Annotated in this window: 14 protein-coding genes; 10 read left to right on the top strand and 4 right to left on the bottom strand. The window is 72.9% G+C overall.

Annotated elements, in window-relative coordinates:
• Nucleotides 1–17: 17 nt before the first annotated feature.
• Nucleotides 18–224: a DUF5988 family protein gene (locus K7787_RS25690; protein WP_009190786.1), complete on the bottom strand. Its 207-nt coding sequence runs from the start codon at nucleotides 222–224 to the stop codon at nucleotides 18–20.
• 214 nt (nucleotides 225–438) lie between these two features.
• Between K7787_RS25690 and K7787_RS25685 the strand changes: the two genes are divergently transcribed.
• From K7787_RS25685 to K7787_RS25660, 7 genes are all read left to right on the top strand, one after another.
• The gene (locus K7787_RS25685; RefSeq protein ID WP_223003104.1) at nucleotides 439–978 is read left to right on the top strand and encodes a GNAT family N-acetyltransferase; all 540 of its coding nucleotides are present in this window, start codon (nucleotides 439–441) and stop codon (nucleotides 976–978) included.
• Nucleotides 979–1,247: 269 nt separating this feature from the next.
• On the top strand, nucleotides 1,248–1,379 hold the full coding sequence (locus K7787_RS32175) for a hypothetical protein (protein ID WP_086025501.1): 132 nt from the start codon (nucleotides 1,248–1,250) through the stop codon (nucleotides 1,377–1,379).
• A gap of 162 nt (nucleotides 1,380–1,541) precedes the next feature.
• Nucleotides 1,542–2,585 (top strand): 3-isopropylmalate dehydrogenase, encoded by a 1,044-nt coding sequence (locus K7787_RS25680; protein WP_223003103.1) that lies wholly within the window; start codon nucleotides 1,542–1,544, stop codon nucleotides 2,583–2,585.
• Between the two features lie 285 nt (nucleotides 2,586–2,870).
• On the top strand, nucleotides 2,871–3,959 hold the full coding sequence (locus tag K7787_RS25675; RefSeq protein ID WP_223003102.1) for a branched-chain amino acid aminotransferase: 1,089 nt from the start codon (nucleotides 2,871–2,873) through the stop codon (nucleotides 3,957–3,959).
• Nucleotides 3,960–4,209: 250 nt separating this feature from the next.
• Nucleotides 4,210–4,989 carry an urease subunit gamma gene (gene ureA / locus K7787_RS25670; RefSeq protein ID WP_223003101.1) on the top strand — a complete coding sequence of 260 codons (780 nt, stop codon included), beginning with the start codon at nucleotides 4,210–4,212 and terminating at the stop codon, nucleotides 4,987–4,989.
• Nucleotides 4,986–6,710 (top strand): urease subunit alpha, encoded by a 1,725-nt coding sequence (locus tag K7787_RS25665; protein WP_223003100.1) that lies wholly within the window; start codon nucleotides 4,986–4,988, stop codon nucleotides 6,708–6,710. The genes ureA and K7787_RS25665 overlap by 4 nt, the downstream gene beginning before the upstream one ends.
• Before the next feature lie 54 nt (nucleotides 6,711–6,764).
• Nucleotides 6,765–7,844, top strand: coding sequence for an agmatine deiminase family protein (locus tag K7787_RS25660; protein ID WP_223003099.1), 1,080 nt, complete (start codon nucleotides 6,765–6,767; stop codon nucleotides 7,842–7,844).
• 73 nt (nucleotides 7,845–7,917) lie between these two features.
• Here the strand turns inward: K7787_RS25660 and K7787_RS25655 are convergent, their stop codons facing one another.
• The 3 genes from K7787_RS25655 to K7787_RS25645 form a co-directional block, all read right to left on the bottom strand.
• Nucleotides 7,918–9,087, bottom strand: a complete 1,170-nt coding sequence (locus tag K7787_RS25655) for a methyltransferase domain-containing protein (protein WP_223003098.1) — start codon at nucleotides 9,085–9,087, stop codon at nucleotides 7,918–7,920.
• 1 nt (nucleotide 9,088) lies between these two features.
• Nucleotides 9,089–9,226, bottom strand: a complete 138-nt coding sequence (locus tag K7787_RS25650; protein WP_223003097.1) for a hypothetical protein — start codon at nucleotides 9,224–9,226, stop codon at nucleotides 9,089–9,091.
• 318 nt (nucleotides 9,227–9,544) lie between these two features.
• Nucleotides 9,545–9,916 carry a hypothetical protein gene (locus tag K7787_RS25645; protein ID WP_223003096.1) on the bottom strand — a complete coding sequence of 124 codons (372 nt, stop codon included), beginning with the start codon at nucleotides 9,914–9,916 and terminating at the stop codon, nucleotides 9,545–9,547.
• A gap of 230 nt (nucleotides 9,917–10,146) precedes the next feature.
• On the opposite strand from K7787_RS25645, the gene K7787_RS25640 reads away from it, so the two are divergent.
• From K7787_RS25640 to K7787_RS25630, 3 genes are read left to right on the top strand one after another with little or no spacing between them, the layout of a single operon-like run.
• A complete protein-coding gene (locus K7787_RS25640) occupies nucleotides 10,147–10,407 on the top strand; it encodes a hypothetical protein (protein WP_019983040.1) in 261 nt (86 codons plus the stop codon).
• Complete coding sequence (locus tag K7787_RS25635) at nucleotides 10,379–10,906, top strand: DUF6879 family protein (protein WP_223003095.1); 528 nt, start codon at nucleotides 10,379–10,381, stop codon at nucleotides 10,904–10,906. Before K7787_RS25640 ends, K7787_RS25635 begins: the two co-directional genes overlap by 29 nt.
• A 28-nt stretch (nucleotides 10,907–10,934) precedes the next feature.
• A complete protein-coding gene (locus tag K7787_RS25630; RefSeq protein ID WP_223003094.1) occupies nucleotides 10,935–11,783 on the top strand; it encodes a helix-turn-helix domain-containing protein in 849 nt (282 codons plus the stop codon).
• Nucleotides 11,784–11,857: the final 74 nt, after the last annotated feature.

Genomic DNA, 11,857 nt, shown 5'->3' with positions numbered 1-11,857 from the left:
TGCCCGTGGTGGGCGCGCTAGCCGGGCATCTCCGTGCGCTCCCACCACTCGTACACCGGCAGCGTGCCCTGCGGCGTGTCCGCCCGGCGCTCGGTCGGCCGGAAGTGCTCGTAGCCGTTGCGCAGCTCGATCTTCACGTCCTCGCCCGGCGCCGGACGCGCGACGATCCGCTCGGGCAGGTCCTGCGGGCCGCCCTCCAGAAGTGCCTTGGCCGTGTCGTTCATGCCCTCACCGTTCCCGCGCCGCACCCCGATGCCCCCTGTCGCGGCGAGGATCAGCCGGGTGGGCGAGGCGGGGCCGCCGAGGCGGGGCCTGCGCCCGGCCGCCGGAAAAGGGGCTCGCACGCGGCGGCCGGCCGCTGGAAAAGGGCTCGCACCTGGCCGCCGGACGCCGGAAATGGGCTCGCACGCGGCCGCCGGCCGCCCGGACACTGGCCCGATGACCCTTCCGATCCGCACCGCCCACACCGCCGAGCTGACCCCCGCCGAACTCCGGGCCGTGCGCGCCCTGCTGGACGACGCCTTCGAGGGGGACTTCGGCGACGACGACTGGGACCACACCCTGGGCGGCGTCCACGCCCTCGCCCACGACGGGCGGGGGCTCGCCGGGCACGGCTCCGTGGTCCAGCGCCGGGTGCGCCACCGGGGGCGGTGGCGGCGGGTCGGGTACGTCGAGGGGGTCGCCGTCCGGCGGGACGTACGGCGCACCGGGATCGGCGGCGGGATCATGACCGCCCTGGAGGAGGTCGTCCGGCGCGCCTACGCGTTCGGCGCGCTCTCCGCGAGCGAGGCGGGCGCCCCGCTGTACACGGCGCGGGGCTGGCGGGCGTGGGCGGGGCCGCTGCACGCGGTCGGCCCGCAGGGCGTGGTGCGGCTGCCCGAGGAGGAGGGCTCCACCTATGTGTGGCCCGCGCCGGCGGACGCGGACGACACCGGCGCCGAACTGCTCTTCGACTGGCGCGACGGCGACGTGCTCTGACGCGGTTCCGGGGAAACCGCAGGTCACCGGGGGTGCGAGACGATCACTGTCTCAGATAGTAGGAAGCCCAAGTAATTATGCAGACAGCCGCGTGCTCCTCCCTTACTTTTGTAGGAGCCGAACGTCACGCTCGATCCAGCGATCGGCGGTCGTGAGCCGGGCCCTGTGCAGGCCACCCCTGCGGCACCGCGCTCCCCGCCCACTCCGGCGTCTCGCAACCCCCCTCTGCCCCACGCGCTCCGTGGGTTCCTCGAAGGAGTCGATCCCTCATGGCCGAGACGACCGTCCGCCGCCGAGTCCGCCACGTCTCCCGTACGAGCGAGTCCGACCGCAAGAACGCCGCCGCCGCCCTCCAGCGCGCCCTCGACCGCCGCGACAACGGTGGCCAGACCGGCCACTGACCTCGGCCGCCGTCAGCCTCGGCCCGCCTCACCGGCCGGTCGCCGCAAGGCCCCGGCCGGGTGCGGCGCGCCGTCCCGGCGGACGGGTGCCGGGACCCGGAGGGCCGTCCATATGGTGGACGTGTTGTGTCATCTCTCGGGACGAGCCGCTAGGGTGCCGATATGTCTCGCAGCATCGATCTCGCAGTGATCCCCGGTGACGGCATCGGCCAGGAAGTCGTGGCCGAGGGCCTCAAGGTCCTGACCGCCGTCCTCCCGCAGGACGTGAAGCTCGAGACCAAGGAGTTCGACTTCGGCGCCCGGCGCTACCACGCCACGGGCGAGACCCTCACCGACGCCGACCTCGACGCCCTCAAGGCGCACGACGCGATCCTGCTCGGCGCCATCGGCGACCCGTCGGTGCCCTCGGGCGTCCTGGAGCGCGGCTTCCTGCTCAAGCTCCGCTTCGCCTTCGACCACCACGTCAACCTGCGCCCGAGCAAGCTCCTGCCCGGCGTCGCCACCCCGCTCGCCGGCGACCCGCAGATCGACTTCGTCGTCGTCCGCGAAGGCACCGAGGGCCCCTACACGGGCAACGGCGGCACCATCCGCAAGGGCACCGAGCACGAGGTCGCCACCGAGGTCTCCGTCAACACGGCCTTCGGTGTCGAGCGCGTGGTCCGCGACGCCTTCGCCCGCGCCCAGGCCCGCCCGCGCAAGAAGCTCACGCTGGTCCACAAGAACAACGTGCTGACCTTCGCCGGCCACCTGTGGACGAACATCTTCAACAAGGTGGCCGAGGAACACCCCGAGGTCACCACCGAGTACATCCACGTCGACGCCGCCACGATCTACCTGGTCACCCAGCCCGAGCGCTTCGACGTCATCGTCACCGACAACCTCTTCGGCGACATCATCACCGACCTCGCCGCGGCCGTCTCCGGCGGCATCGGCGTGGCCGCCTCGGGCAACATCAACCCGAGCGGCGAGTTCCCGTCCATGTTCGAGCCCGTGCACGGCTCGGCCCCGGACATCGCCGGCCAGGGCAAGGCCGACCCGACCGCCACGGTCCTCTCCGTCGCCCTGCTCCTGCGCCACCTCGGCTACGAGGCCGAGGCGACCCGGATCGAGGACGCCGTCTCCGCCGACCTCGCGGAACGCGGCGGGCTGCCCGCGCGCAGCACCTCCGAGATCGGCGACGCGCTCGCCGGACGAGTAGCCGGCTGACCTCCCCCAGAGCCTGAGGAGCCTGGGTGGGACCCCCAGGCCGCTCGAACCAGCGAAGCCGTCGGGTCGCATTCCGCGCCCGGCGGCTTTCTTCCGTCCGCCGCCGGGTGCCACCATCGAACCCCGGGCCGCCTTCACCCCGATTCCGTCCGCCGCAGGCCCCGCGCGATAATCGAACGCGGAGCCGCGGTATGAGGGAATGCTCGGACGTCCAACCACTGACCGGCGACGGTCGTGCGGGCGTGAATGCGGCCCGTCACGACAACCGGTGAAGGACATCCACTCATGACGACGCCCACGATCGAGCTCAAGCCCTCCGCCAATCCGCTGTCCGCCGCCGAGCGTGAGGCGATCCTGGCCAGCCCCGGGTTCGGCCGCCACTTCACCGACCACATGGTGACGATCCGGTGGACCGAGGGCCGCGGCTGGCACGACGCGCAGCTCGTCCCGTACGGCCCGATCTCCATCGACCCCTCCTGCCACGTCCTCCACTACGGCCAGGAGATCTTCGAGGGGCTCAAGGCGTACCGCCAGCCCGACGGCTCGGTCGCGGTCTTCCGCCCGGAGGCCAACGCCCGCCGGTTCCGCAACTCCGCCCGCCGCATGGCCATGGCCGAGCTGCCGGAGGAGCTGTTCATCGAGGCGCTGGACGCGCTGCTGGCGCAGGACGCCGACTGGGTCCCGCCGCACGGCGGCGAGGAGTCCCTGTACCTGCGGCCGTTCATGTTCGCCTCGGAGACCGGTCTCGGCGTCCACCCGGCCAACGAGTACCTGTTCATGCTGATCGCCTCGCCCTCCGGCGCCTACTTCGCCGGCGGCGTCAAGCCGGTCACCATCTGGGTCGCCGAGGACCACGTCCGCGCGGTGCCCGGCGGCACCGGCGACGCCAAGACCGGCGGCAACTACGCGGCCTCCCTGCTGCCCCAGGCCGAGGCCGCCGCGCACGGCTGCGACCAGGTCGTCTACCTCGACGCGGTGACCCGCACCAAGGTCGAGGAGAGCGGCAGCATGAACGTCGCCTTCGTCTACGGCGACCGGATCGTCACCCCCGAGCTGAGCGGCTCCATCCTGGAGGGCATCACCCGCGACTCCCTCCTCCAGGTCGCCCGCGACCTCGGTCTCACCGCCGAGGAGGGCGTGATCACCCTGGAGCAGTGGCGGGCCGACGCCGCCTCCGGCTCGCTCACCGAGGTCTTCGCCTGCGGCACCGCCGCCGTGGTCACCCCGATCGGCCACGTCAAGACCAAGTCGGACGGCTGGACCCACGGCGACGGCACGCCCGGCGAGGTGACCCTGCGTCTGCGCGAGGCGCTGCTCGGCATCCAGCGCGGTGTCACCGAGGACAAGCACGGCTGGATGCACAAGATCGGCTGAGCGAGCCGCCGGCTCCGGGGCCGCCGTGGACGTGTCGTCCGCGGCGGCCCTCTCGTTTTCCGGGCGTCGGCCATCGGCGGGGGCGAGGGCGGGGCGGCCGGGTGTCCGGACGGCGGCCGGGCGTTCCTCCCGCGCCTTAGAACGCCGCTCAATGTGACATGACCGACGCGCCACCGCAGCGCTTCCCCCTCCCGAGATTTCGCGTTTAGAGTGGTGTTCTAAAGTGCGAGAGGCAAGGAGGTGCCGACGCGTGCGACTGACCCCCACCGAACGTGACCGGCTGCTGCTCTTCGGGGCCGCCGAACTGGCCCGCGCCCGCCGGGCCCGCGGCCTCAGGCTCAACGTGCCGGAGGCCACCGCCCTGATCGCCGACACGGTGTGCGAGGCCGCCCGCGACGGCGCCCGCCTCGCCGAGGCGATCGAGCGCGCCCGTACGGTGCTCGGCCCGGACGACGTGCTGCCGGGTGTGGCCGACGTGGTCACCGAGGTCCATGTGGAGGCCGTCTTCGACGACGGCTCCCGGCTCGCGATCGTCACCGACCCGCTGGCCGGCGGCAGCCTGGGCGACCGGGCGCCGGGCGCGCTGCTGCCGGGACCGCAGCACGCCGACCCCGAGCCGGCCGTGTGCCTCACGGTCACCAACACCGCGGCCGTCCCCGTCTCCGTCACCTCGCACTTCCACTTCTTCGAGGCCAATCCGCGCCTGGACTTCGACCGTGCCGCCGCCTACGGCATGCGCCTCGCGGTACCGGCCGGGTCGTCGGTGCGGTTCGGGCCGGGGGAGAGCGCCGAGGTCGGTCTCGTCCCGATCGGCGGCGCGCGCGTCGCGATCGGCTTCGCCGGACTGGTCGACGGCCCGCTGGACGCGCCCGGGGCGAAGGCGGAGGCCCTGCGCCGGGCCGCCGCCTGCGGCTACCTGGGCGTCACGCCGGAGGTGCCCGAAGCGCCGGAAGCGCCGCAAGCACCCGCAGCACCGCGAGGACCCGAAGCACCGTACGGACCGAAATCGCCGGAAGGAGGCGATCGATGAGCCGCTCCAAGGGACGCGAGGTGAGCCGGGCGATCCACATCGACCCGTACGCCTACGCCGCCACCCACGGCCCCCGCGCCGGCGACCGCGTCCGCCTCGGCGACTCGGGACTCGTCGTCCGCGTGGAGTCCGACGCGCAGCGCTACGGCGACGAGTTCCTGGCCGGCTTCGGCAAGACGGCCCGCGACGGACTGCACCTCAAGGCCGCCGCCGTCCGCGACACCTGTGACGTGGTGATCAGCAACGTCGTCGTGATCGACGCGGTGCAGGGCATCCGCAAGGTGTCCATCGGCATCCGCGAGGGCCGGATCTGCTCGATCGGCCGGGCCGGGAACCCGGACACGCTCGACGGGGTGGACGTGGTCGTCGGCACGGGGACGACCATCGTCTCCGGCGAGGGCCTGATCGCGACCGCCGGCGCCGTGGACACCCATGTGCACCTGCTGTCGCCGCGCATCATGGAGGCCTCGCTGGCCTCCGGCGTGACCACGATCATCGGCCAGGAGTTCGGGCCGGTGTGGGGGGTGGGCGTCAACTCGCCGTGGGCGCTCAAGCACGCCTTCGGCGCCTTCGACGCGTGGCCGGTCAACATCGGCTTCCTGGGCCGGGGTTCGTCCTCGCACGAGGCCCCGCTGATCGAGGCGCTGGCGGAGGGCGGCGCGTCCGGCTTCAAGGTGCACGAGGACATGGGCGCCCACACCCGCGCCCTGGACACCGCGCTGCGCGTCGCCGAGGAGCACGACGTGCAGGTCGCCCTGCACAGCGACGGGCTGAACGAGTGCCTGTCGGTCGAGGACACCCTGCGCGTCCTGGAGGGACGCACCATCCACGCCTTCCACATCGAGGGCTGCGGCGGCGGGCACGTCCCCAACGTGCTGAAGATGGCGGGCGTCCCGAACGTCATCGGCTCCTCCACCAACCCCACCCTGCCGTTCGGCCGGGACGCGGTCGCCGAGCACTACGGCATGATCGTCTCCGTCCACGACCTGAAGACCGATCTGCCCGGCGACGCGGCGATGGCCCGCGACCGCATCCGGGCCGGGACCATGGGCGCCGAGGACGTGCTGCACGACCTGGGCGCGATCGGCATCACCTCCTCCGACGCGCAGGGCATGGGCCGGGCCGGCGAGACCGTGCGCCGCACCTTCGCGATGGCCGGCAAGATGAAGGCCGAGCTGGGCCCGGTCGACGGCGACGGCGAGGGCGACGACAACGCCCGCGTGCTGCGCTACATCGCCAAGCTGACCGTCAACCCGGCCATCGCGCACGGACTTTCGCACGAGGTCGGCTCGCTGGAGGTGGGCAAGCTCGCCGACATCGTGCTGTGGCGGCCCGAGTACTTCGGCGCCAAGCCGCAGCTGGTGCTGAAGTCGGGCTTCCCGGCGTACGGCGTGGTCGGCGACCCCAACGCGGCCACCGACACCTGCGAACCCCTCGTCCTCGGGCCGCAGTTCGGCGCGCACGGCGCCACCCCCGCCGAGATCTCGGTGGCCTTCGTGGCGCAGGCCGCGCTCGACCAGGGCCACGACACGATGCCCACCCGCAGGCGCCGGGTCGCCGTCCGGAACACCCGCGGCATCGGCCCGGCCGACCTGCGGCTCAACTCCCGTACCGGGGCGGTCGACGTGGACCAGCGCACCGGCCTGGTCACCCTCGACGGCGACCCGCTGCGCTCCGCGCCCGCCGACTCCGTCTCCCTCAACCGCCTGTACTTCCTGTAGGCCCCCTGCCCCCGGGGCTTTCAAGGGCCGAACTCCCGCTAAGGACCCACACACATGACCACCCCCGCCGCCGACGGCTTCCGCATGCCCGCCGAGTGGACGCCGCACGAGCGCACCTGGATGGCCTGGCCGGGCCCCAACCCGACCTTCGACACCGCCGAGGAGGTCGCCGAGGCCCGCGCCGCCTGGGCGTCGGTCGCCCGCGCGATCCGCCGCTTCGAACCGGTCACCGTGGTGTGCGGCCCCGGCCAGTCCGCCGAGGCCCGCGCCCTGCTCGGCGAGGACGTCGAGACGGTCGAACGCGACCTGGACGACGCCTGGATGCGCGACATCGGCCCCACCTTCCTCACCAACGACAACGGTGAACTGGCCGCCGTGGACTGGACGTTCAACGGCTGGGGCGCGCAGGACTGGGCGCGCTGGGAGCACGACTCCAAGATCGGCGCGTATGTCGCCGACCTCGCGGGCGCGAGGACGTACGCCTCGAAGCTGGTCAACGAGGGCGGCGCGATCCATGTGGACGGCGAGGGCACCGTCCTGCTCACCGAGACCGTGCAGCTCGGCCCGGAGCGCAACCCGCACTGGACCAAGGAGCAGGTCGAGGCGGAGATCCACGCCCACCTCGGCACCGAGAAGGCGATCTGGGTGCCGCGCGGCCTGACCGGCGACTACCCCCCGTACGGCTACGGCACCCTCGGCCATGTGGACATCGTCGCCGCCTTCGCCCGCCCCGGCGTGGTCGTCGCCCACCACCAGCCGGACCCGGCCCACCCGGACCACGAGGTCACCAAGGAGGTCATCGGCCTCCTCAGGTCCGCCACCGACGCGCAGGGCCGCCCCCTGGAGGTCGTGGAGATCGCCGCCCCGACGGCCCTGGAGGCGGACGGCCACTGGGCCGACTACTCCTACATCAACCACTACCTCTGCAACGACGCGGTGATCCTCTGCGCCTTCGACGACCCCCGCGACGAGGAGGCGGCGGCCACCTTCCGCCGCCTCTTCCCGCACCGCACGGTCACCCTGGTGGACGCCCGTACGATCTTCGCGGGCGGCGGAGGCGTGCACTGCATCACCCAGCAGCAGCCGAAGACCGCGGGCCGGACCGCGAGCCCGGTCACGGACCTCGCCCCCTGAGGCGACGCGAGCGTCGGCCGGGCCTCAGTCCCCGCTCCTCCCACCAGGGGAGGAGCGGGGAACAGGGCCGGCTTCAGAGGTCCCAGGCGTCCGTCGGGTGGTCGAGCCAGGCGTACTGGCCGTGCGTCGTGACCGTGAGGCCGAACCGTTCGTAGCCCGGTTCGCCGGCCGCCCGCCACCAGGCGAGGGCGGCCGACACCTCGTCCCACAGGCGGCGGGGACCGGACTGCCAGACCCGTGCTTCGGCCCGGCCCTCGCGGAACATGACACACGCCCACGACCGGTCCGTCAGACCGTAGAACCAGACCGGCCGGGCGCCGTCGCGCCCGGCCGCCGCCTGGTGGTGGCAGTCGCGCACCCTGAGCCCGACGGCGAACCGTGTGACGGCGAAGCGCCCGCCGCCGAGCAACTGCTCCTCGGTCACGGTCGTCGTACTGCGGTCGGCGCCGCTCACGCCGTCCGGCACGTACGCGTGGTGGCCGGCGAACGGGGACCGCTGGGAGCGCAGCTTCATGAACTCCACCGGTCCCAGGAAACCGCCCGACGCGGACGCCTGATCCTCCGCCAGGTCGAGGCGCACGAGGGCGTCCTCGTTGCTGAAGTGCGTTCCCCACGGCGCGACGATGCGGCCGCCGGGGGCGGAGTCGCGCAGCCACGCGGGCGGGATGTGCCGGACGCCGGCCGTGGCGATGATGCGGTCGTACGGGGCGCCGGTCTCGTCGCCGTCCGCGCCGTCCCGGGTGAGGACGGTGCACAGGAGTTCCCCGGCCGCCAGACGACCGCGCGCCGCGTCGGCCACGTCCGGGTCGATCTCGACGCTCGTCACGTTGTCCACGCCGAGCCGCAGCGCGAGGAGCGCGGCGTTCCAGCCGGTGCCGGTGCCGATCTCCAGGACACGGTGTCCGGCTCGGACGTCGAGGGCGGCGAGCATACGGAGGACGACCGAGGGCATGGACGCGGACGACGTCGGTACGCGGCCACGGCTGTCGCCCGCACCGTCGTCCCACTGGGTGACGATCGGTACGTCGGCGTCGGCGTAGGCGGCCCAGAGCTCCGGCTCGTCGCGCCGGTCCACCGCGACGGTGCCGCCGGTGGCCATGTCGTACGGCCACACCCGGTCCGGCAGGAACGCCGACCGGGGCACGGCGACGAAGGCCGGCATCCAGTCGGGCGTCAGGCACGTGCGCTCAAGGAGGAAGCGGCCCAGCGCGGTCAGCTCCCCCTCCGCTCCGCTGAGTGCCATCTCAGCCGAGGAACCTCGGGCCGCCGTCGGGGGACGGCGGTTCCTGGGGGCCGGGCCAGGGCTCGCCGGGCAGGCCGTCACCGCCTTCGCCTCCGCCGTCGCCGCCTCCGGCCGTCCACCGGGTGAGCGTGTTCTTCATCGTGTTCTCCTTCGGGGTGTCCATCGTTCTCGCCGCCGCCCCTGACGGGAAGGCGGTCGATCCGCTCGTGCTGCCGTGTCTTCGCCGGCGGCGGTGCGGATCGGTCCCGGTCCCGGCCCCGGTCCCGGCACACCGTCGCGCCGGGGCCGGGAGTGCCGGGGGCCGGGAGTCAGCGCTGCCCAGCTGGGGCCGTCTGCCGAGGCGTGGTCGGGCGGCAGGGCACAGGGCAGAGGTAGACGTCCGGCGCGGCCCCGGACGCCGAGTCGACCGGGATGACCTCCGGCTCGCCCTCGACGGGCTGGTCGCAGCGGTCGCAGATCATGCGCGCCGTCCCTCCCGCACCAGCCGGTACAGGGTCCGCCCGACCGGGCAGAGCACGGCCTCGTCCACGCACTGCTCGCACGCCGGGGTGTGCGCGAAGAGGCCCTTGTGCGCGCGGTCGGCGGTGCACTTGAGGCAGGCCCGCGGGAACCAGCCGGTGCCGGGCTCGTCGTGCCGCTCGCCCAGGTCCACGGCCGTCTCGGCGTTCAGCGCACCACGGCCGCACCATACGCAGTCGGCGCCGCGGGCCTGGCTGTCGGTGACGGTGTCACGGGTCGGGAGCCGCAGAACCTCTCGGACGGCGGCCGTGAGCCCCGGTAAGGCGGCGGGCGCTGCTGGGGTGGGTGCTGCGACGGTACCGTTCGTCATGTCGGCGCTCCTCGGGCGTCGGCCACAGCCCCGGGAGGTGACCGCCTCGCCGGGGCTTTGTCGTCCCGGCCGACGCTAGGAGTGTGATGCGCGGCACTGCCAGTGATGTTCGCGAATGTTCACGACACCACCCGTACGGGTGCAATGGCCGGGAAACGGCTTGTCGCCGGAACTTCTGGTGGCTGAGTGTGGTGAACACCCGTGCACATCTGAGAGCGCTGGAGAATGCCATGTCACTACGGTTCATCGGCATCGATCCGAACACTGGTCAGGGCGAAAGCCCCACGGTCTGGGTCGACGAGAGCAAGGGCGAAGTCGTCATCCAGGGGTGGAAGCCGGACGCCGAGACGGAGGCCGAGTGTGCCCGCTTCCAGGCGCCGGGCCATGCCGTCGGCATCCCGGACCACGAGCAAGTCGTGCGGATCCCCGCCCGCATGACGTCGATCCTGAGGGAGGCGTGCGATGCCGCAGAGCGTGCCCAGCTTCGCTGACCTGCTGGACAGCGCCCGAAGCTCTGCCCTCCACCTCGAGATGCGCGACAGCTACGGGGTCTCCAGCGAGGCAGACCTCTTCGCCCGGTGGCAGGCCACCGGGCAGGCGGACACCGACCCGGACTCCCCGTTCTGGGCGCCCTGGACCAGCCTGATCCGCCGCATCACCGCGCGCGGGGTCGTCGTCCGCCGCGCCCGCATCGTGTCCGAGCCGGTCAGCGACTACATCCGCTACGAGCACGCGGTCACCGGCGTCAACCTCGCCGCCGGCGAGTCGGTGCGCTGGCTGCCCCGCCGGCGCGCGTCGGACATCGCCCTGCCCGGGAACGACTTCTGGCTGATCGACAACCGCCTCGTCCGCTGGAACCATTTCACCGGCGACGGCGCCAGCGCACCCGGCGAGGTCAGCGAGGATCCGGCCGCGGCGCGCCTGTGCGCTCAGGCCTTCGAAGCCGTGTGGGAACGCGCCATCCCGCATCACGAATACAAGATCCGGTAGCACCACACGAAAGGCCCGGGCGCAGCACATGGCCACCTCCCCCTCCTCCTCAGCACAGGAGGCGCGCGAACGCGTCGCGCGCCGCCTGCGGGACCTGCGCGCCGACGCCGGTCTCACGGGGACGGAACTGGCCGTGCGCTGCGGCTGGACCCACCCCAAGACCAGCCGCCTGGAGAACGGCCGCACACCACCGACCCCCGACGACATCCGCCGCTGGTGCCAGGCCTGCGACGCCGAGGACCAGGCGGACGACATCATCGCCGAGTCCCGGGACGCGGAGTCCGCGTACGTCGAGTGGCGGCGCAAGGTGCGCGCCGGCCTGAAGCGCCTGCAGGACAGCTACCTCCAGCTGTACCAATCCACCGAACTGTTCCGGATCTACTCGCCCACCCTGGTGCCCGGCCTCCTGCAGACCGAGGGATACGCGCGCGCCGTCCTGTCGGCCACGGCCGACTTCCTCGAACTGCCCGACGACGCCGAAGCGGCGGCCGCCGCCCGCGTGCAGCGCTCCCAGATCATCCACCAGCCCGGTCACCGCTTCGTCATGGTCATGGAGGAGAGCGTCCTCTACCACCAGCTCGGCGACGCCGAGGCAATGGCCGCCCAGCTCGGCTACCTCCTCACCGCCGGCGCGCTGCCCCTCGTGTCGCTGGGGATCATCCCCCACAGCACGCCGCGCGGACTGTGGCCGCAGGAACTGTTCCACGTCTACGATGACCAACTCGTGTCGGTCGAGCTGATGGCGGCCCGGGTCCGTATCACCCAGCCGTCCGAAGTGGCCCTGTATCTGCAGGCCTTCGAGCAACTGCGCGCCATGGCCGTGTACGGCGCCGACGCCCGCGCCCTGGTCCTGCGTGCCATCGAGGCACTGCACTGACACCCGGACACGAGGAAGGCCACTCGTGCGCGGCCCGTGGCCGACCCGGCGGTCGCCTGCCCGGTCCCCGGACC

The sequence above is a fragment of the Streptomyces sennicomposti genome, from assembly GCF_019890635.1.
Taxonomy (GTDB): Bacteria; Actinomycetota; Actinomycetes; order Streptomycetales; family Streptomycetaceae; genus Streptomyces; species Streptomyces sennicomposti.
The sequence above is the reverse complement of the archived record's forward strand: the minus strand, read 5'-3'. Positions and strand labels throughout refer to the sequence as shown.

Coding starts and splice junctions, on each gene's coding strand:
- K7787_RS25690 (WP_009190786.1), bottom strand. CDS start 224: ATGAACGACACGGCCAAGGCACTTCTGGAGGGCGGCCCGCAGGACCTG.
- K7787_RS25685 (WP_223003104.1), top strand. CDS start 439: ATGACCCTTCCGATCCGCACCGCCCACACCGCCGAGCTGACCCCCGCC.
- K7787_RS32175 (WP_086025501.1), top strand. CDS start 1,248: ATGGCCGAGACGACCGTCCGCCGCCGAGTCCGCCACGTCTCCCGTACG.
- K7787_RS25680 (WP_223003103.1), top strand. CDS start 1,542: ATGTCTCGCAGCATCGATCTCGCAGTGATCCCCGGTGACGGCATCGGC.
- K7787_RS25675 (WP_223003102.1), top strand. CDS start 2,871: ATGACGACGCCCACGATCGAGCTCAAGCCCTCCGCCAATCCGCTGTCC.
- K7787_RS25665 (WP_223003100.1), top strand. CDS start 4,986: ATGAGCCGCTCCAAGGGACGCGAGGTGAGCCGGGCGATCCACATCGAC.
- K7787_RS25660 (WP_223003099.1), top strand. CDS start 6,765: ATGACCACCCCCGCCGCCGACGGCTTCCGCATGCCCGCCGAGTGGACG.
- K7787_RS25655 (WP_223003098.1), bottom strand. CDS start 9,087: ATGGCACTCAGCGGAGCGGAGGGGGAGCTGACCGCGCTGGGCCGCTTC.
- K7787_RS25650 (WP_223003097.1), bottom strand. CDS start 9,226: ATGAAGAACACGCTCACCCGGTGGACGGCCGGAGGCGGCGACGGCGGA.
- K7787_RS25645 (WP_223003096.1), bottom strand. CDS start 9,916: ATGACGAACGGTACCGTCGCAGCACCCACCCCAGCAGCGCCCGCCGCC.
- K7787_RS25640 (WP_019983040.1), top strand. CDS start 10,147: ATGTCACTACGGTTCATCGGCATCGATCCGAACACTGGTCAGGGCGAA.
- K7787_RS25635 (WP_223003095.1), top strand. CDS start 10,379: ATGCCGCAGAGCGTGCCCAGCTTCGCTGACCTGCTGGACAGCGCCCGA.
- K7787_RS25630 (WP_223003094.1), top strand. CDS start 10,935: ATGGCCACCTCCCCCTCCTCCTCAGCACAGGAGGCGCGCGAACGCGTC.